Origin of the sequence: Amycolatopsis bartoniae, assembly GCF_014191255.1 — a bacterium.
Lineage (GTDB): Bacteria > Actinomycetota > Actinomycetes > Mycobacteriales > Pseudonocardiaceae > Amycolatopsis_E > Amycolatopsis_E bartoniae.
The window spans coordinates 16,486-34,980 of record NZ_JACHWH010000006.1 but is presented as its reverse complement, the minus strand read 5'-3'; the positions used below and the strand labels follow the sequence as shown (position 1 = coordinate 34,980).

At 70.3% G+C, this 18,495-nt stretch carries 22 protein-coding genes; 13 read left to right on the top strand and 9 right to left on the bottom strand.

Going from position 1 to position 18,495, the window contains the following annotated elements; all coding sequences use genetic code 11:
* Positions 1 to 123: 123 nt before the first annotated feature.
* From FHX82_RS25445 to FHX82_RS25425, 5 genes are read left to right on the top strand one after another with little or no spacing between them, the layout of a single operon-like run.
* Positions 124 to 282 (top strand): hypothetical protein, encoded by a 159-nt coding sequence (locus tag FHX82_RS25445; protein ID WP_183176832.1) that lies wholly within the window; start codon positions 124 to 126, stop codon positions 280 to 282.
* Positions 279 to 728 carry a hypothetical protein gene (locus FHX82_RS25440; RefSeq protein WP_145933570.1) on the top strand — a complete coding sequence of 150 codons (450 nt, stop codon included), beginning with the start codon at positions 279 to 281 and terminating at the stop codon, positions 726 to 728. Before FHX82_RS25445 ends, FHX82_RS25440 begins: the two co-directional genes overlap by 4 nt.
* Positions 725 to 1,954 carry an NRAMP family divalent metal transporter gene (locus FHX82_RS25435; protein ID WP_145933571.1) on the top strand — a complete coding sequence of 410 codons (1,230 nt, stop codon included), beginning with the start codon at positions 725 to 727 and terminating at the stop codon, positions 1,952 to 1,954. The genes FHX82_RS25440 and FHX82_RS25435 overlap by 4 nt, the downstream gene beginning before the upstream one ends.
* A gap of 11 nt (positions 1,955 to 1,965) precedes the next feature.
* Positions 1,966 to 2,352: a hypothetical protein gene (locus FHX82_RS25430; protein WP_145933572.1), complete on the top strand. Its 387-nt coding sequence runs from the start codon at positions 1,966 to 1,968 to the stop codon at positions 2,350 to 2,352.
* A complete protein-coding gene (locus tag FHX82_RS25425; protein WP_145933573.1) occupies positions 2,352 to 2,696 on the top strand; it encodes a PRC-barrel domain-containing protein in 345 nt (114 codons plus the stop codon). Before FHX82_RS25430 ends, FHX82_RS25425 begins: the two co-directional genes overlap by 1 nt.
* Positions 2,697 to 2,979: 283 nt before the next feature.
* On the opposite strand, the gene FHX82_RS25420 is transcribed toward FHX82_RS25425, so the two are convergent.
* A complete protein-coding gene (locus FHX82_RS25420; RefSeq protein WP_145933574.1) occupies positions 2,980 to 3,564 on the bottom strand; it encodes a Rho termination factor N-terminal domain-containing protein in 585 nt (194 codons plus the stop codon).
* A gap of 173 nt (positions 3,565 to 3,737) precedes the next feature.
* Here FHX82_RS25420 and FHX82_RS25415 point away from each other — a divergent pair, with 173 nt between their 5' ends.
* Positions 3,738 to 4,745 (top strand): SDR family oxidoreductase, encoded by a 1,008-nt coding sequence (locus FHX82_RS25415; protein WP_145933575.1) that lies wholly within the window; start codon positions 3,738 to 3,740, stop codon positions 4,743 to 4,745.
* A 59-nt stretch (positions 4,746 to 4,804) separates the two neighbouring features.
* Positions 4,805 to 5,377 (top strand): iron transporter, encoded by a 573-nt coding sequence (locus FHX82_RS25410; RefSeq protein ID WP_183176831.1) that lies wholly within the window; start codon positions 4,805 to 4,807, stop codon positions 5,375 to 5,377.
* Positions 5,378 to 5,433: 56 nt separating this feature from the next.
* On the opposite strand, the gene FHX82_RS25405 is transcribed toward FHX82_RS25410, so the two are convergent.
* From FHX82_RS25405 to FHX82_RS25385, 5 genes are all read right to left on the bottom strand, one after another.
* A complete protein-coding gene (locus FHX82_RS25405) occupies positions 5,434 to 5,724 on the bottom strand; it encodes a hypothetical protein (protein WP_145933577.1) in 291 nt (96 codons plus the stop codon).
* Positions 5,721 to 6,752 (bottom strand): S1C family serine protease, encoded by a 1,032-nt coding sequence (locus tag FHX82_RS25400; RefSeq protein WP_145933578.1) that lies wholly within the window; start codon positions 6,750 to 6,752, stop codon positions 5,721 to 5,723. Before FHX82_RS25400 ends, FHX82_RS25405 begins: the two co-directional genes overlap by 4 nt.
* An 82-nt stretch (positions 6,753 to 6,834) precedes the next feature.
* Positions 6,835 to 7,152 carry a hypothetical protein gene (locus FHX82_RS25395; RefSeq protein WP_145933579.1) on the bottom strand — a complete coding sequence of 106 codons (318 nt, stop codon included), beginning with the start codon at positions 7,150 to 7,152 and terminating at the stop codon, positions 6,835 to 6,837.
* Entirely contained in the window at positions 7,124 to 7,297 is a 174-nt protein-coding gene (locus FHX82_RS25390; RefSeq protein ID WP_183176830.1) for a hypothetical protein, read from the bottom strand. Before FHX82_RS25390 ends, FHX82_RS25395 begins: the two co-directional genes overlap by 29 nt.
* 54 nt (positions 7,298 to 7,351) lie before the next feature.
* Entirely contained in the window at positions 7,352 to 7,849 is a 498-nt protein-coding gene (locus tag FHX82_RS25385; RefSeq protein WP_145933580.1) for a MarR family transcriptional regulator, read from the bottom strand.
* Positions 7,850 to 8,142: 293 nt separating this feature from the next.
* Here FHX82_RS25385 and FHX82_RS25375 point away from each other — a divergent pair, with 293 nt between their 5' ends.
* Both FHX82_RS25375 and FHX82_RS25370 read left to right on the top strand, forming a co-directional pair.
* Entirely contained in the window at positions 8,143 to 9,045 is a 903-nt protein-coding gene (locus FHX82_RS25375) for a cytochrome c oxidase assembly protein (RefSeq protein ID WP_145933581.1), read from the top strand.
* Positions 9,046 to 9,109: 64 nt separating this feature from the next.
* Positions 9,110 to 9,553 carry an SPW repeat domain-containing protein gene (locus FHX82_RS25370; RefSeq protein WP_145933582.1) on the top strand — a complete coding sequence of 148 codons (444 nt, stop codon included), beginning with the start codon at positions 9,110 to 9,112 and terminating at the stop codon, positions 9,551 to 9,553.
* 19 nt (positions 9,554 to 9,572) lie between these two features.
* Here FHX82_RS25370 and FHX82_RS25365 read toward each other — a convergent pair whose 3' ends face one another.
* The 3 genes from FHX82_RS25365 to FHX82_RS25355 all read right to left on the bottom strand — a co-directional run bounded on the left by FHX82_RS25365 (position 9,573) and on the right by FHX82_RS25355 (position 15,574).
* Complete coding sequence (locus tag FHX82_RS25365) at positions 9,573 to 12,539, bottom strand: FAD-binding and (Fe-S)-binding domain-containing protein (RefSeq protein ID WP_229880229.1); 2,967 nt, start codon at positions 12,537 to 12,539, stop codon at positions 9,573 to 9,575.
* 124 nt (positions 12,540 to 12,663) lie between these two features.
* Positions 12,664 to 13,779, bottom strand: a complete 1,116-nt coding sequence (locus FHX82_RS25360; protein ID WP_145933584.1) for an enolase C-terminal domain-like protein — start codon at positions 13,777 to 13,779, stop codon at positions 12,664 to 12,666.
* A 1-nt stretch (position 13,780) separates the two neighbouring features.
* Entirely contained in the window at positions 13,781 to 15,574 is a 1,794-nt protein-coding gene (locus tag FHX82_RS25355; RefSeq protein ID WP_145933585.1) for a thiamine pyrophosphate-requiring protein, read from the bottom strand.
* Positions 15,575 to 15,745: 171 nt separating this feature from the next.
* Here FHX82_RS25355 and FHX82_RS25350 point away from each other — a divergent pair, with 171 nt between their 5' ends.
* The 4 genes from FHX82_RS25350 (at position 15,746) to FHX82_RS25335 (ending at position 18,478) form a co-directional block, all read left to right on the top strand.
* Complete coding sequence (locus FHX82_RS25350) at positions 15,746 to 16,315, top strand: hemerythrin domain-containing protein (protein WP_145933586.1); 570 nt, start codon at positions 15,746 to 15,748, stop codon at positions 16,313 to 16,315.
* A 69-nt stretch (positions 16,316 to 16,384) separates the two neighbouring features.
* Positions 16,385 to 16,951, top strand: a complete 567-nt coding sequence (locus FHX82_RS25345; protein WP_229880228.1) for a DUF4396 domain-containing protein — start codon at positions 16,385 to 16,387, stop codon at positions 16,949 to 16,951.
* A 15-nt stretch (positions 16,952 to 16,966) separates the two neighbouring features.
* Positions 16,967 to 17,722, top strand: a complete 756-nt coding sequence (locus FHX82_RS25340) for an acetate uptake transporter family protein (protein ID WP_145933587.1) — start codon at positions 16,967 to 16,969, stop codon at positions 17,720 to 17,722.
* A gap of 75 nt (positions 17,723 to 17,797) precedes the next feature.
* Entirely contained in the window at positions 17,798 to 18,478 is a 681-nt protein-coding gene (locus FHX82_RS25335; protein WP_145933588.1) for a response regulator, read from the top strand.
* Positions 18,479 to 18,495 lie beyond the last annotated feature (17 nt).

Here is an 18,495-nt window from a genome sequence, read left to right as displayed (position 1 = left end):
ACAACGGCCACGGATACGCCGGGTGCGCCCTGTCTTGCGAAAACCTTACGAAAACGGCGCATCGTCAGTGCGTGCGTTTTCCTTCCGCCAAAAGGGTAAGCCCGCGTGCCGGAGGGACACGAAATGTTGCAGACTGCGGGACTGGACCTGCTGATCGCCTGGGGGATCTACTTCGGACTGCTGGCGCTGCTCGGGTTCTTCGTCGTGCGCGGCGGACCGCGCGACGCGCTGGAGCAAGTCCAGCGCGATCCGGACGGCGAGCCGAGGAACGGCGACCGGTGAGGCGAGCGCAGGCGTCTGCCGCGACGCTGGCCGTGCTCGCCTTCGTCGCGTCGTCCTGTGCCGGTCCCACCGTCACCTCCGGCCAGTACCGGGCGAAGGTCGCCCAGACGGCCAAGGCCATGACCGGCATCATCGTCACCGCGCAGCACGCCGCCAGGCTCGACCTCGACGGACGCATGCTGCACACCGTCACTGACGCGGTGGTGAGCGACGCCGAACAGGACGCCGATTCGGTACGGACCACGATCAGCAGCCGCCAGCCCCCGGACACGGCGTCCGACCGGCTGCGCGAACAGGTCGATCAGCCCGTCGAGCAAGCCGTCCGCCTGCTCACCGACCTCAGGATCGCCGTCCGGCGGGATGACGACCGGGCACAGCGCACCGCTGCCGACGCACTCGCCGGTCCGCTCGCCGCCTTCGACCGGCTCTCCGAGGTGGGCTCGTGAAGAAGGTGCTCGCCCTGACGCTCGGCGTGATGACGGCCATCGGAGGTTTCGTCGACATCGGCAACCTCGTGACCGGCGGCATCACGGGCGCCCGGTTCGGCATGACACTCGCCTGGGCGGTCGTGCTCGGCACCGCCATGATGGTGCTCTACGCCGAGATGGCCGCACGCGTGTCGGCCGTCGCGCACCGCGGCCTGTTCGACGTCGTGCGCGAGCGGCTCGGCGTCCGGTTCGCCATGGTCAACCTGGTCGCCAACACGGTGCTCACCCTGCTGACCCTCGCGGCGGAACTGGGCGGCATCGCGCTGGTGCTGAAGCTGGCCACCGGGGTGCACTACCTCATCTGGGTTCCCGTGGCCGGATTCGCGGTCTGGCTCGCGGTGTGGAAGCTGCCGTTCCAGCACCTGGAGCGGATCTTCGGGTTGCTCGGGCTCACCCTGCTCGTGTTCGCCGCGGCGATCGTGCTCCTGCCCGCCGGCTGGGGGCAGCTGTGGCACGACGTCATCCATCCACACGTGCCGGCGGGTGAAGCTTCGCCGACCTGGCTGTTCTACGCGGTCTCGCTGATCGGTGCCTGTCTCACGCCCTACCAGGTCATCTTCTTCACCTCGGGGGGCCGGGAGGAACGCTGGTCGGTCGAGAACCTCAAGGAGGCACGGGTCAACGCTCTCGTCGGTTTCCCGCTCGGGGGCGTGCTCAGCCTGACCATCATGGCCGCGATGGTGCCCGTGTTCCGGCCGGACTCGGTCGACGTCAAGCACCTCGGGCAGGTGGCGCTGCCCATCGCGCAGGCACTGGGGACCGTCGGCCTCGTTCTCGTCCTCGTCGGATTCTTCGCCTGCACCTTCGCCGCCGCGGCCGAATGCTCGCTGTCGACCGGGTACAGCGTCGCCCAGTACCTCGGCTGGTCGTGGGGCAAGCGCCACCGGCCCGTGCACGCGCCGCGGTTCCACGTCGTGTGCCTGGTGTCGGTGATCGCCGCGACCGGGTTCATCCTCACCACCATCGACCCGGTCACCGTCACCCTCGTGTCGGTCGTGCTGGGCGGCGCGGCGATCCCGCTGACCTACCTGCCGCTCCTGGTCGTCGCCAACGACCGCGAGTACATGGGCTCCTACGTCAACAAACGGTGGCAGAACGGCCTCGCCGTCACGGCCTTCGTGATCATGGTCGTCGTCTCGGTCGCCACCCTGCCGCTGCTGTTCGCGACCAAGGCCGGACAGTGAAGGAGGATCCGATGTCCGAAGAAACCATCGTCACCGCCAACGACCTGCTGTGGGACCGGCAGATCTTCGACCGGGACGGCACCGAGGCCGGCAAGGTCGACGACATCGAGCTCACCACCCCGCAGGACGGGGGAAACCCCACGGTCACCGCGCTCCTGTGCGGCCCCGTCGCGCTGGGCCCGCGGATCGGCGACCGCCTCGGCACCTGGTGGACGGCCATCGGCAGGCGGCTGCGCCCGCGCGACAGCCCGGAGCCCCACCGCATCCCGCTCGACCTCGTGACCCGCTTCGACCGGCACGAGGTGCGCGTGCGCGCCACCGCGGCCGAACTGCCCAACCAGCGGATGCGGGACTGGACGCGCCACACCATCGTCGAGCACCTCCCCGGGAGCCGTTGATGCGCGGCGCGGAGCTGGTGGGCTGCCGGGTCTTCGACCGCGACGGCCGCGAAGTCGGGCACGTGCACGATCTCGTGTTCCGCCGGATCCCGCCGCGGCGGGACGGCGACCCGCCCAGGTTCGACCTGATCGGTCTCGAATGCGGCAAGCAGGCGATCGGCGACCGGCTGGGCTACGTCCGGGGCACAATGGCCGGGCCGTGGCCACTGCCCGGGTTGTTCCGGTGGCTGGCCAGGCGCTCGCTCGTCGCCGAGTGGAGCGATGTGGCGTCGATCGAGCGTCCTCGCATAATCCTGCGCAAACGCCGGGAGGAACTGGCCCACTCGATCGACTTCATTCCCTGACCTCACACCCACACGGACCGAGGTGGACCGGCACGGGCGCCACCCGGATCTCGGAGCGGCAGGAAGGGGGCATCCACGGAACACCACCGCCGTTCCGGGCGGCCCGTGCCGGCACTGGCTGGCTTCCCCGCGCGAACCCGCCTCTACCTGGCGGCCACCTTACGATCGATCCGCGCTGAACCTGGCGTTCACCACGGCGGACACCGAATCGAGCCGTGCACCTGAAGCTCCTCGGACGATCTGACCACTGTGGACCTGCCACGGTCCACAGTGGTCAGATCGGTCACGCGTCTTCGCGGTCGGGGTTTTCCAGCCGGAAGAAGTTGCTCTGCGAGCCGTCGGTGCGCTCCTCCTGGTAGATGAAGTTCAGCCCGCGCGCGTCGAACGTGCCGAACCATTCGTCCCACTCGACGTGGCGCAGGTCCTGGCCGCCGTACCCGGGAAAATCGAAGCGCAGCACGCCGAGGTGGTCACCGTGCTCGGTGCCGGGCACCGTCGCCGGCTTCGCGTCGCGCTTCTCCGCCCACTCGCGGATCACGTCGTGGTCGGTGGTCACCAGGCTCCGGCCCGGGCGTTCCGGGTCGTCGTCGGTCGAGGTGATCTCCTGCGCGTACTTGACCGACTTCGACTCCGCCGAGCCTCGCGCACCACCATCACCCTTGTCACGGCCACCGTTTCCGTCGCGGCGGCTCTTCCGGCCTGCCGCCTTCGCGACCGCCTTCACCAGCTCGCCCTTGTGCAGGTCCGCAGCGCCGTCCACGCCCAGGTCCCGCGCCTTCTCCCGGAGCTCGTCGACCTTCATCGAGTCCAGTTCGGACTCGTCGAAATCCGGGGTGTTCGGCGTCTGATTGCCTTTTTCCTGCGTCATGGCTCCTCCCTTCGTCTCTCGCGGTACCCGGCTACCCGCGAATCGCACCTGTCCGGCCGCCGCACCTGACGAACACCTTGCGATTTCCGCGTCGACCGCCACCGCGGCTTAACCCCCTGGGCTGGGGGTAGCCGATTTTGCACAGGGCAACGTTCACGGAGAGGAGAGCAGTCGTGACCGACGGGCGGGTAGTGGTCGTGACCGGGGCGAGCGGCGGGATCGGCCGGGCCGCCGCACGCGAGTTCGGCGAACGCGGTGACCGGGTGGCACTGCTGGCGCGCGGCGAGGAGGGCCTCAAGGGCGCCGCCGACGAGATCCAGGCCGCCGGAGGCAGCGCACTGCCGATCTCCGTCGACATGGCCGACTACGACGCCGCCGACCGCGCCGCGAGCCAGGTGGAAGAGGAGCTCGGCCCGATCGACGTGTGGGTGAACGACGCCTTCACCAGCGTGTTCGCCCGGTTCACCGACATCAAGCCCGAGGAGTACCGCCGGGTCACCGAGGTGACCTACCTCGGGTACGTCCACGGGACCAGGGCCGCGCTCGACCGTATGCTGCCTCGCGATCGGGGCACGATCGTGCAGGTCGGGTCCGCCCTCGCCTACCGCGGCATCCCGTTGCAGAGCGCGTACTGCGGCGCGAAGCACGCCATCCAGGGCTTCCACGAATCGCTGCGCTGTGAACTGCTGCACGACCACTCGAAGGTGCAAGTGACGATGGTGCAGATGCCCGGCGTGAACACGCCGCAGTTCGACTGGGTCCTCTCCCGCCTGCCGCACAAGGCCCAGCCGGTGCCGCCGATCTACCAGCCGGAGGTCGCGGCGAAAGCCGTCGCCTACGCGGCGGACCATCCACGGCGCCGCGAGTACTGGGTCGGCGGCTCCACGGCAGGCACCCTGCTGGCGAACAAGTTCGCCCCCGGCCTGCTCGACCGCTACCTGGCGATGACCGGGTTCAAGTCCCAGCAGACCGCCCAGCGGCGAAACGCCCAGCGCCCGGCGAACCTGTGGGAACCCGCCGACGACGCACCCGGTCACGACCACGGGGCGCACGGCCGGTTCGACAAGAAGGCGAAGTCGCGCAGCTTCCAGCTGTGGGCCTCGCAGCACCACGGGCTGGTGGCCGGGGGCGCGGCATTCGCCGCCACCGCCGGCCTGGCCGCGCTCACCAGGCGGCGCTGAAACCGACGAACCACCGAAAGCGAGACTTCCGCATGAGCAGTCCACACCACCGTCCCCCGATGGAGGCCAGCAACGAGGCCGAACCCGGCCAGCTCGCCGTCGCCCGAGGCGAGGGCGACGCCTACTTCCGCGCACTCAAGGCCATGGAACAGGAGTCCGGCGCAGTGCTGAAGGCGGCCGGCGAATACCTGGTCGCACTGGTTCAGGAGAACGCCGAGGGCATGCACGGCTGGGAGGACGGGCAGCTCGTCTGGCACGAGGCGGCCGAGGACGCCAACGGCCACCTCGAAATCGCGGTCGCCGATCTGGCGGACGGCCGGTTCGTGCCCGGTCTCGACGTGACAGTCACTGTGAGCAGGGGCGGCGAGGAGATCTTCACCGCCGCGCTGCCGTTCCTGTGGCACCCGTTCCTGCACCACTACGGCTGCAACTTCGCCATGCCCGGGCCCGGCACCTACACGGTGCAGGTGCACATCAGCGCGCCAGACTTCCTGCGCCACGACCCGGTGAACGGAAAGCGCTTCGCCGAGCCGGTGGAAGTGGCGTTCACCGGGGTCCGGTTCGAGCCCGGCCGCAAACCCAGCCCGCAGGCCGAACCCCGGGGAACGGCCGCCCCGACCGCCGGCCGCTGACCACCGCTGCCGGTGGTGGCCGCGGGAAGTGACCACCACCGGCAGAGCGGAAAAGGTCAACCGTCGCCCGGCGGGCGCTGGTGCCGATCCGGCAGCGCCACCTCGAATTCCGCCGCCGCGAGGCTGGGGAGATCGCGTTCGGTCACCTCGGCCAGATCCGGCTCCGCCAGTTCCCCACCGGCGCTCGTCCGGAGCGCCTTCGCCGCTTCGCCCGGCGCCACGGGTGGCTCAGGTAGGGCCGTGTTGCCGCCTTCGTCCCCGTCGGGGCGGACAGCGGGCGCGGCGCTCAGTGCCCCGGTCGTCACCGCCGGGCCGTCGGCCCCGGCCCGCTGTTCTTCTCGTGTCATCCGCCCTGCTGCCCGATCGTCGGTTCGAGCTGCGTCCGCTGTTCGCCCCGGACGACCGACACCGTGACCTTCTGCCCGGGTTTCGTCTCACGCAGCGCCCCGAGGAGGTCTTCGACGGAGGCGACCTTCGTGCTGCCCAGTGCGACGATCACGTCCCCGGCCCGTATTCCGGCCTGGTCCGCCGGTCCTCCCTGGTCGACACCCAGCACCAGTGCCCCGGCGTCGGCGTCGACGCCCAGCTGCCGCTGGATCTCCGGGGTCAGCCGGCCCACGGAGACGCCCAGGTAGGGATGCACGGCCGTGCCGTTCGCGAGGAGCTGGTTCGCGACGTCGAGCACCGTGGCCGCCGGGATCGCGAAACCGAGATCCACCGCGCCCGTCGTCGGCGGGATGTAGGCCTCGTTGAGCCCGACCACCCGCCCCTGGGCGTCGAGCAGCGCACCACCGGAGTTGCCGGGCGAGATGGACGCGTCGGTCTGGATGAGATCGACCAGTGAGCGGCTCTGCGCGGCGGATCCGGGGATGTCGCGGTGCAACCCGGAGATCACGCCGGCGGTCACCGAGTTCTCGAAACCGAGCGGGCTGCCGATCGCGACCGCCGCCTCGCCCTGCCGGGGCAGGTCCTGCCGGAACGCCGGCACCGGCAGGTTCTTCCGGTCACTGCGGACCACCGCGACGTCGCTGATCCGGTCGGTCGCGAGCACCTGTCCCGGCGACTGCGCACCGCTGGCGAACACGAGCGTGACGTCCCGGGCGTTGCCGACGACGTGCTCGTTGGTCACCACGACGTCGTCCCGCAGCACCACTCCGCTCCCGAGCCCTTCGCTGGTGCGGACGGTCACCACGCTGGGCGACACCTTCTCCACCAGGTCGGCGAAACCGGCGACCGGTGCGGCGACGACCGGCGGAGTGCTCGCCGGTGCGGTCGTCACCCCGGCCCGCTGCCCGGTGTCCCCGGTACAAGCCACCAACGAGGTGGTCACCAGCAGCGGCAGCAACCACCGGCCCGCTTTCGCCAGACGTGTCATCACCGGCCTCCTTCCCGCTCCGGATCCGGCTACCCGGCCTGGCCGTTCTCCACCTGACGGATCCCTTGCGAAATCCGTCCGTTCACCGGCCGGGCCGGGCGGCTGCCGGATCGTCCGAGGACTTCGGCAACAGGCGGCGGGTGGCTTCCCTGAGTTCCCTGCGCACCAAGGCGACCCGCTCGGTCTCCCGTCCGTGGCGCGACAGCACGCCCTCCAGCTCCGCGAGCGCTTCCGCACACGACTGCGCCCTCCGCGACTCCGCGGTGACGATGACGACGGCGGCGAGCGCGTCGAGCACCCGCTGGACCGCACCGTCGACGTAGACGACGGGAAGATCGTCCGGCTGATCCGCCCGCGCCGACCGGTCTCGTTCACCGCCGACCAGCCACCGGGCCAGCACCGACGCCGGCCAGCGCGAACAACACCATGATTCCCAGCGGCACGCGGAGGAACTCGATGACCCCGGGGCGGATCCGCCCGGTTCCGCGGTGCTTCCGCGGGTCGATCAAGGCGTCGTCGCGCCTGCGGGTCTGCTGACTGTCCATTCCCGCGACGTTCCCACCTCCGGCCGAACGAACCGCCCCGGCGGCGGGTGACGTCTAGAGCCAGAGCGCGTCGCCCTGGTCGGCGACGTCGGGTTCGTCACCGGCCTCGGCGAAGGCGTTGAGTGCCCGGACCAGGCCGCGCCGGGTGGTGACGGCCATCCGGCTGACGATCCGGGCGATCTCCTTGCGGCGCCGTTGCGTGACCTCGCGCACCACGGCTTCGCCGGTACCGGTCAGGGACACGACGAGCTCGCGGCGGGACGCCGGGTTGGCCTGGCGGCTGACCAGCTCGGCCGCGACGAGCCGGTCCACCATCCGGGTGGCGGTGGAGGGGTTGACGCCGAGCGACTCGGCGAGCGCCGACAGCTTGAGCGGGCCCCGGGTGTGCAGCACCACGAGCAGGCGGAACTGGGGGATCGTGATGGACTCGTCGACCGCCGCGATCGAGCGGGCGGACACCGCCACGAGCAGCCGGGAGGCGGTGAGCACGGCGTCGGTGACCGCGTCGACGTCATTGGTGGCCGCGGGCGCGGCGGCACGGCGGGTGGGCATGGTTCCTTTTTACCTCACACCCACTACGGATAGCACCCACAAGTGTTGCGCACGGCAATGGTGTCGCCGAGGATACGCAGTACACCGGGGCCGCGACCTGATTGCGGTGGGCGGCGGCCGGCCGCGAGGGGCCGATGGTGCAGATCGGCCCGGCGCCCGGGTCGGCGTTCGGCCGCTGGTTCCGGCTGCCCGAAACCCGGCTGCGAGTGCTCGTCGCCTACCGGGGACGTAGGCCGTCCTCGTCACCGTGTTTCCGCATACCGCAATAATTGCTTAGTGCAATACTGGTGAGGATGACTCCCTTCACCTGGCACAGCATCGTCACCGCCTGGGCGATGCCGGTTCCCGCGGCGGTCCTGCTCGCCCTGGCGGCGGCCGCCTATCTCGCCGCCGCCTCCCGCCGGCGCTGGCCCGCCTCGCGCACGGCGTGGTTCCTCGCGGGCCTGGCGGTCACCACCCTCGCGGTCGGCGGCGGTGTCAACGCCTACGCCGACACGCTGTTCTCGATACACATGCTGCAGCACCTGCTGCTGATCATGGTGGCCCCGGCGTTCCTGGTGCTCGGCCGCCCGTTGGCACTGGGCCCCGCCCGGGGCCGCGTGCTGCGGGCCGTCACACACCCGGTGACCGGGTTCGCCGCCTACACGGCGGTGGTCGTCGGCACGCACCTCACGCCGTTCCAGCAGCAGGCGCTCGAACACCCGTGGCTGCACGGCCTGGAGGAATTCCTGTACCTGGTCGCCGGATTCCTCCTGCTGCTGCCCGTCTTCGGTGACGGCACCGCGCGGCGGCCGCCGCCCTACCTCATGCGGCTCGCGCTGCTCCTGGCCGCGATGGTGGTGGACACCATCGTCGGCGTCACGCTCCTGATGACACCGTACGAGCCGTTTCCCGGCTTCGGCATGGCGCACCGTGACTGGGGTCCCACCCTCGTCGAGGACCTGCACTGGGGCGGAGCGATCATGTGGGTCGGCGGTGACCTGCTCATGGCCGCGCTCGCGATCGTGGTCATCACCCGCTGGGTGAACTCCCCGAAGGGAGGCGACGACCTCGGCCCCTGGCTGGAGGCGGCCCGGCGGTCGGCGGTCGGCGGCGACCTGGACGGCGGTGTCGACCTCGACGACGACGAAGAGGCGTTGCGGGCCTACAACGCCATGCTGGGCCGTCTCCACGGCCGGACCCGATCCGATTCCTAGGCCACACCAACTGTTGCTCTGCGCAATAATACTGGGAGACGCTCTCGAAAGCGAGGAGGCGGTCATGGTGACGGATCGGGCAGGGGAACCACGCGCGACCTTTCCGGTCGCCCGGCACCTGTGGGTGGGCGGACCGGCGGACGGGCACGTCACGCCCAGCCTGCCCAGCTCGCTGGTGTTCCTGGCCGCGGTGTGGCTCGGTTTCGCGCCGTTCGCGCTGCACTACCACTTCGCCACGCTGAACGGCGCGGCCGACATCAACGATGTCGATGTCGCGCTGGTGGTGGCCACGCTGGCGTTGGTGCGGATGATCGCACCACGGGATTTGCCGTGGCTGAGCGTCGTGAACGCGGCACTGGGCGCCTGGCTCGTGGCCTCACCGTTCGTGCTGGGCTACGCGGGCAGCGCACCCCGCGCCACTGTCAACGAGATCGCGGTCGGCACCGCACTGGTACTGCTCGGGGCTTCAAGTGCGGTGCTGACGTACCGGGAACGCCGTCTCACCTGACGTTCGCCGCCCAGCCGCGTCAGCGGCGGAGCGCGCGCAGACCGGCGGCACCGGCGAGCGCGGCGGCCGTGACCGGCAGCACGGTGCGCGCGATCCTGCGCCGTAGTGGTGGCGCCGGTTTCGGGCCGCCGCGGCCCGCCAGCACCTGGCCGGTGTGCAGGGCCGTGCGTCCGGTGCCGGCGTCGGCGATCTGCGTCTTGCAGGAAAATCCGTTGGCCACGATCAGCGTGTCCTCGTCCGCGTTCCGGACGGCGGGCAGCAGGGCCTGTTCGCCACAGCCCAGGGAGATGTCGTACTTACCGCTTTCGAAGCCCCAGGAACCGGCGAGCCCGCAGCAGCCGCCCGTCAGTTTCTCGACCTCGAGGCCGGCCCGTTCGAGCAGGTGCTGCTCCGGGTCGAGACCGCCGGTCGCCCGGTGGTGGCAGTGCCCCCACAGCAGGGCACGGCCGGTGACGCGTGGCGGGGGCACGTCGAAGGCGGTGAAGAACTCCGCGAAGTGGTAGGCGTTCTTCACCAGGCGGCGGGCGTCGTCGTCGTGCGGCAGCATCTTCGGCAGCTCGTCCTTGAACACGGCCAGGCAGCTCGGTTCCATTCCCACGACCGGGATGTCTTCCCGCACGTACTCCCGCAGCCCGTCCAGGACACGCCGCAGATAACGCTCGGCGGCCGTCAGGAACCCGTAGTCGTACAACGGCCGCCCGCAGCACAGGTGCCCCTCCGGCATGATGACGCGCCAGCCCGCCGCCTCGATCGCCTCCACGCACGCCACCCCCACGTCGGTGTGCAGGTGGTTGTTGAACGTGTCGGGAAACAGCACCACCGGCCTGCCGTGCGGGTTCTTCGTGCCGCCGCGGCGGGTGAACCACTCCTGCAGGGTCATCGGTGCGAACTCCGGCAGGGGCCGCTTGCGGTCGATGCCCGCGGCGAGTTTCGCCAGCCGCGCCAGGCCGGGGGTCTGGGTGACCGCGTTGACGAGCTCGGGCACGCGCACCGCCAGCCGCGCGGCCTGGTCGATGAACCCGAAGGCGTAGGCGTGCCGGGAGCGCCAGCGGCGCCACGAGCGGTAGTGGTGGTGCCGAAACTCGGCCTTGTAGGTGGGCATGTCCACGTTGACCGGGCAGTCGTTCGTGCAGCCCTTGCAGGCCAGGCAGAGGTCGAGCGCGTCGGCCACCTCCCGGGACTGCCAGCCGTCGGTGATGACCTCGCCCTGCAGCATCTCGAACAGCAGGCGGGCACGGCCGCGGGTGGTGTGCTTCTCCTCGCGGGTCACCTGGAAGCTGGGGCACATCGTCTGCTCCGCGTGCGGCACCCGGCATTTCCCGACACCGACGCAGCGCAGCGTCGCGTGGGCGAAGTCCCCGCCGTCCTTCTGGTAGGCGAACGCGGTTTCCGGCCGGGGCGGGTTGTAGCCGGGCCCCAGCTTGAGGTTCTCGTCGAGGCGGTAGGCGTCCACCACCTTGCCGGGGTTCATTCTGGCGCCGGGGTCCCAGATCAGCTTGAACTCCCGCATGGCCTGGACCAGCTCCGCGCCGTACTGCTTGTCCAGCAGCTCGGCGCGCTGCTGGCCGTCGCCGTGCTCGCCGGACAGCGAGCCGCCGTAGGAGGTCACCAGGTCGGCGGCGTCCTCCATGAACCTGCGGTAGGCCAGCACTCCCTCGCGGGTGCGGAGGTCGAAGTCGATGCGGGAGTGGATGCAGCCCTGTGCCAGGTGCCCGTACATGGCGCCGTTGAGCCCGTGGGAATCCATGAGCCCGCGGAGCGCGCGCACGTAGTCGCCGGTACGCGACGGCGGCACGGCGGAGTCCTCCCAGCCCGGCCAGTGGTCGCGTCCCCTGGTGAACGCGGTCGCGCCGAGGCCGCTCTCCCGGATGGTCCACAGGTGCTCGCTGCTGCCGCCCTCCTCGACACTGCGGGAGATCAGCACCCGGTCCTGCCCGTAGCGCTTCCGGTGGATCAGCCAGTCCACGAACTTCCGCGCCTGCCGCTCGGAATCGCCGGGGGTGTCGGCGCCGAACTGGACCAGCAGCCAGGCCTGCCCGTCCCGGTGCGGAAGCTGGTCCAGATCACCGGTGTTGATGGCCAGCTCCTGCTGGTCGTCGATCAGCTGCCGGTCCAGCACCTCCAGCCCGATGGGCCGCCACTTCTCGACGATCTCGCCCGTCTCGTCGGCGGCGTGGGGCAGTTCGTCGTAGCCGACCACGACGGTGGTCCGGTGCAGCATCGCCGGGGTCAGCTTGAGTTCGGCCCGCAGGACCGTGACACACGTGCCCTCGGTGCCCACCAGCGCCCGGGCGACGTTGAACCCCTTCTCCGGCAGCAGTTCGTCCAGGTTGTAGCCGGACACCCGCCTCGGCACCTCGGTCACGGAAGGAAAACCGTTCCGGATCCGGTCGGCGTAGCGGTCGCGCAGGTCGCGCAGCTTCGCGTAGATCTCGCCTTTACGGCCTCCGGCGGCGATGATCTCGCCGAGGTGCTGCTCCTCGCCGACCCCGACCCAGAACCGCTCACCGTCGTAGGTCACGACCTCCAGCGCTTCGACGTTGTCGGACGTACGGGGGCCTGGGCCGTAGAGCTGGGCCTGGACGGAATGGATGCCGCAGGAGTTGTTGCCCACGTTGCCGCCGATCGTGCAGCGTGAGTGCGAGGACGGGTCCGGGCCGAACACCAGCCCGTGCTTGCCGGTCTCGCGGTTGAGGTCCTCGTTGATCACCCCGTTCTCGCAGAGCACGGTCTTCGCGGCCACGTCGACCTCGCCGATCCCGGTGAGGTACTTCGAGTGGTCGAGGACGACGGCGTAGTTCACCGTCTCGCCGGAAAGGCTGGTGCCGCCACCCCTGCTGAGCACGGGCGCCTGGAAGGACGAGCAGACGCGGTGCGCGGCCACCACGTCGTCCAGGGTCTTCGGGATCACGACGCCGATGGGCACCTGCCGGAAGTTCGACGCGTCGTTGGCGTACAGCGCCAGCGAGCCGCGGTCGAACCGCACCTCGCCCTGGACCGCCTCGGCCAGCGCCCGTTCCAGTGCACGGACGTCGAGCTTCTGGCGGCCCCGCGGCGGCCCGGGATCTCCGGGGCCGCCTTGGTGGGGATCTCGCGGATTCGGGAGCTCATCACACCGCCTTTCCGGGGGAATGGACGCGGTACGGTTCCAGGTCGGCCCACTTGACGGTCAGGCCGAGGCCGGCGCGCGCCGGATCCGGCCGGAGCACACCGTCTTCCGGGCTGAGCGTTCCGTCGAAGGCCAGGGACTCGAACCGCACGTGGTCGTGGAAGTACTCCAGGTGCCGCAGTCGCTCGACCGCGCAGAACGCGTGTGCCGAGACGGCCGGCGCGCAGTGGGCCGACAGGTCGATCTGGTGCCCGGTGGCGAGCCCCGACGCCGTCAGCACGCCGGTGATCCCGCCGCACCGGGTGACGTCGGCCTGCAGGCAGTCCACCGCACGCGGCTGGAGCAGGTTGAGGAAGTCGCGGGGCACGAAGGCGTACTCCCCGGCCGCGACATCCAGCCCGGGCGGCCCGTGCTCACGGACGTCCCGCAACCCCGTCAGGTCGGCGGAGGTCACCGGCTCCTCGAACCACCGCACGCCCCACTCCTCCGAGAAGCGCTGCGCCCAGTACCGGGCCTGCTTCGGAGTCAGCGCGCCGTTGGCGTCGGTGAACAGTTCGGTGGCGTGCCCGATCGCCTCGCGTGCCACCTGCAGGCGCGCCGGGTCCGCCGCAGGATCCCGGCTGGTCTTCAGCTTCACCCGCGGAATACCCTGTGCCACCCAGCCGCCCAGCTGAGCCGCCAGGCGGGTGTGCGGGTAGTTGGTGAAACCGCCGCTGCCGTAAACCGGTACGGCGTCGTGGCAGGCGGGCAGCAACGCCGTCAGCGGCAGCCCCAGCACGTGCGCTTTCAGGTCCCACAAGGCGATGTCCACAGCGGACACCGCCATGGCGCCGACGCCGGGCCGTCCGGCGTTGCGGATCGCCGCGAACATGGCGTGGTTGAGCTTCGCCGGGGACATCAGGTCGCCGCCCCGTGCCATCGGGGCGAGTTCCGACTCGATGAACGCCGCCGTGGAGGCGTCGGCGTAGGTGTAGCCGATGCCCGACCGCCCCTCGCCGTGGGCCCGCACGAGCACCATCGTCGTGGAGTCCCAGTGCAGTGTGCCGTCCTGCTCCACGCCGTCCGGCCCGTCGGTGGGCAGCGTGAAGGCGTGGACCTCGATCGACTCGATGCGCATGTCAGGAGTCGCGGCCGGGCAGCTGCTCGTAGAAGTCCACGAGCTTCTGCCGGAACCCGCGCACGGCCATGCCCACCTTGTCCGGGTCCTTCAGCTCCGCCTTGGCCGCCTTCTTGCCCTGTGAGTACATGATGTGCGGCGGGATCGGCGGGATGTCGGGATCGGTCTTGAACTCCAGCACGCACGGGCCCTGCCCGGCGAGTGCCTCGTCCCACGCCGCCCCCACGCCGTCCGCGTCGTCGCAGTAGACGCCACGCAACCCCAGCAGCTTCGCGTACTCGGCGTACGGCACGTCCGGGATGTCCTGCGAGCCCGGGAACTTCGGCTCCCCGCCCATCGCGCGCTGCTCCCAGGTGACCTGGTTGAGGTCCTGGTTGTTGAACACGCAGAACACCAGCGGCGGGCCGCCCAGCCGGTCGGCGTAGCGGCGGACGGTGATCATCTCGTTCATGCCGTTCATCTGGAACGCGCCGTCACCGATGAACGCGATGACCGGCCGGTCCGGGTAGGCGAACTTGGCCGCGATCGCGTAGGGGGTGCCAGGCCCCATCGTCGCCAGCGTGCCCGACAGCGACGCCCGCATCCCCTTGCGCAGCTTCAGGTGCCGCGCCCACCAGTTCGTGCCGGAACCGGAGTCCGCGGTCAGGATGCAGCCGTCCGGCAGCCTCGGCGACAGCTCGTGCGCGACCGCCTGCGGGTTGACCAGGCCGCCGAAGTGCTGGCCCGCCCGGTCGGCGAGGATGCGGTCCCAGGTCCGCACGTTCTCCTCGATCTTCTCCCGCCACGACCGGTCGGTCTTCTGTTCCAGCAGCGGAAGCAGTGCCTTGAGGGTCTCCTTGGCGTCCCCGACCAGGTGGGCGTCCATCGGGTAGCGGATGCCGATCATCCGGCCGTCGATGTCGATCTCCACCCCGCGCGCGGTGCCCTCGTCCGGCAGCCACTCGCTGTAGGGAAAGCTGGTGCCGATCATGAACAGGGTGTCGCAGTTCGTCATCATCTCGTCGCTGGCCTTGGAACCCAGCAGCCCGATGGGGCCGGTGACGAACGGCAGGTCGTCGGGCAGCACCTCGCGGCCCAGCAGCGCCTTCGCCACCCCCGCGCCGAGCTTCTCCGCGGCCTCGACGACCTCGTCGGCCGCGTGGGCGGCGCCCTGCCCCACCAGGATCGCCACCTTCCGGCCCTGGTTGAGCACGTCCGCGGCGACCCGCAGCTCGTTCTCGTCGGGCAGCATCCGGGGCCTGCTCCAGCCGACGCTGGAGAACACCGCGCCGTGCTCCTTCGGCGGCGCCGGCTGCGCCTTCTCCTCCTGGATGTCCTCCGGGATGATCACCGTCGCGACCCCGCGCATGGTCAGTGCCGTCTTGAACGCCCGGTCGATCACGTGCCGCACCTGTGCCGGATGCATGCACACCTGCACGAACTCCGACACGTCGGCGAACAGGTGCTCCAGGAAGATCTCCTGCTGGTAGTGCGCGCCCTGGGAGATCCGCTTCTGCTGGCCCACGATCGCCACCACCGGCTGGTGGTCGAGCTTCGCGTCGTAGAGCCCGTTGAGCAGGTGCACCGCGCCCGGGCCCGAGGTCGCCATGCAGCAGCCCACCTCGCCGGTGAACTTGGCGTGGGCGCAGGCCATGAACGCGGCCATCTCCTCGTGCCGCGGCTGGATGAACTCCGGGTCCCCCTTCGCCCGCTCGAAACCACCCAGCATTCCGTTGATGCCGTCCCCCGGGTAGGCGTACACGCGGTGCACACCCCACTGCCGGATCCGGTCCAGCACGTAGTCGGCGACCTTCATCGCTCTCCCGTCCTCGTCTCCGCTGCCTCTCCCTGGCCGCATACCCGGGCCACCTCCCGAAAAACCTTGCGCTTTTGCAATGTTTGCCCAGGGCAAAATGTCTGCTCCGGCGGTGTGAAGGGTTTTCGCCACGGGTATGTGACGGCCGGACGTGAGCGGAAGGAGAGCACGATGGACGCGATAGACCTGCTGCGGACCGACCACGAGAAGGTGCTCGCGATGCTCGACCGCCTCGAAGCGGCGCCGACGGCCGCGCAGGGCGCCGACCCCGGGCTGCTGCGGGCCCGCAAACAACTCGTCACCGAGATCGTGATCGCCGAGTCCCGGCACGAATCGATCGAGGAGCAGTACTTCTGGCCGCTCGTGCGCGCCGAGGTGCCCGAGGGCGACCGGCTCGCGGCCACGGCCGTGGACCAGGAAGCCGCCGCCAAGTATCTGCTCGACGCGCTGGACAAGGCCGAGCCGGACCAGTCGGACTTCGACGAGATGGTGCGGCGCCTGCTGCGCGAAGGCCGCAAGCACATCGCGTACGAGCAGGACGAGGTGTGGCCGGAGGTCCGCGCCGCGGTCAGCTCCCGGCAGCTCGACGAGGTGGGCACCCGCATGATGGAGGCCAAGGAGAAGGCCCCCACCCGGCCCCATCCGGGCACGCCTTCCTCCCCGGGCGTGCAGAAGACGATGGGCCCGGCGGCGGGGCTGGCGGACCGGATCCGGGATTCGCTCACCGACCGCGGGGAGTGACCACATGCCACCCCAGTGGCTGACGATCGTCGCCTGGTGCGCGCTCGGCGTGGCCTTCGCGTGCACCGCTTGGATCCTGGTCGACATCTACGGGCGGGGCTACCGGCAGCCGTCGCCGCCTACCGCAAGTGGGGACGGCCGAAGAGCCACCGCTGGCAGCACGAGCACGGCGACGCGCCCGGGAAACCCGGGTACGCCGTCACCGCCACCGGCGTCTCGCACTGTGGCGCGGGCTGCACGCTGGGGGACATCATCGCCGAGTTCGCCGTGTTCGGGCTCGGCCTGTCCCTCGCGGGAGAGTCCGTCTACGCCGCCTACATCGGTGACTATCTGCTCGCCCTCGCGCTCGGCATCGTGTTCCAGTACTTCGCGATCGCGCCGATGCGCGGACTCGGTGTCCGGAAAGGACTCGTGCAGGCCGCGAAGGCGGACTTCCTCTCACTGACCGCCTTCGAGGTCGGCCTGTTCGGCTGGATGGCCCTGATGTCGTTCGTGTTCTTCCCGGCACCACACCACCTGCACCCCGATCACCCGGTCTACTGGCTGGGCATGCAGATCGGCATGATCATCGGCTTCTGCACCGCCTGGCCGGTCAACTCCTGGCTCATCGAACGCGGTATCAAGGAAGCGATGTAGAAACGGAGGACGACAATGACCCGGAATGTGACCGTCCCCGACGGTCAGCGCCGTGGCGGGGACGGAGCGGAGTTCTCGTTCTGGCGCGAACACACCCACATCAACCTCACACCGGTGGCCGCCCCCTCGATCCTGGGCCTGTTCGGGTTCGCGGTGTCCACCTTCATGGTGGCCGCGAACCTGGCCGGCTGGTACGGCGACAGCACCACCACCCCGCTGATCCTCGCGCCCTTCGCGTTCACCTTCGGTGGGATCGCCCAGTTCCTCGCCGGAATGTGGTCCTACCGGGCGCGGGACGCGCTCGCCACCGGTATCCACGGCACCTGGGGTGCGTTCTGGCTCGCCTACGGCATCTACCAGCTGTTCGTGGGCCTGGGCGGGCTGCCCGGTCCGTCGGCAAGCCCCGCGGCCGCCACCGCCTTCGGCTTCTGGTTCATCGGGCTGGCGGCGGTCACCTGGACCGGTGTGCTCGCCGCGGCGGCCGAAAACGCCGCCGTGATGCTGGTCCTGCTGGCCCTGGCGGCGGGCTCGACGCTGTTCGCCATCGCACTCATCGGCGGGTACGGCACGCTGGAGACGATCGCCGCCTACTTCCTGCTGGCATCGGCGGTGCTGGCCTGGTACACGGCCACGGCGATGGTTCTGGAGGCGGCCTACGAACGGGTCGTGCTGCCGATGGGCAAGCGCGCCGAGCCGAACGTGCCCGGCCGGGTGCCCCAGCAGACGATCCAGTTCGAACGCGGCGAACCCGGCATCAAGGTCGGCCAGTAGCCGCACCGGAACCGCGAGCGGTCTCCGGCGGGGGCCGCTCGCGGTCGCGCCCGTGCCGTCCAGAGGTTGGTGGTCATGGCAGTGCACGTTCTTCTCGTGGAGGACGACGACCTGATCGGCCAGGCGCTCGTGCCGGCACTGGGCGACGAGGGTTTCGACGTGCACCGCGTCGCTTCGGGCGAGGACGCACTCGGCCATCTGCGGTCGGCTCCCACCGACCTCGTGCTGCTCGATCTGATGCTGCCCGGGATGGACGGGCTCGCTGTCTGCGAAACCCTGCGTGCCCAGGGGGATCTGCCGATCATCGTCGTCACCGCCCGCACGGCCAGCGAGGATGTGATCGCGGGGCTGGAGGCCGGTGCCGACGACTACGTCACCAAACCCGTGATCGCACGGGAACTCGCCGCCCGGATCAGGGCGCTGCTGCGCCGGCGCGGGCCCGGGCGAGGCGACGTGCTGCACGCGGGCGAGCTGGAGATCCGCCCGCAGAAGAACGAAGTGCTCCGTGCCGGCATCCCGGTCCACCTCACCCGGACCGAGTTCCGGCTCCTCGTCGCACTCGCCACCGCGCAGGGCGATGTGGTGACCCGCGAGGAACTCCTGCACCGGATCTGGGGCTACGACTACTTCGGCGACACCCGGCTGCTGGACGTGCACGTCCGGCGGTTGCGCCGCAAGATCGAACCCGACCCGGACCGGCCGGAGGTCGTGCTCACCGTCCGCGGCGCGGGTTACCGGATCGCCCCGGGCCGATGATCCGGTTCGCTGCCGAC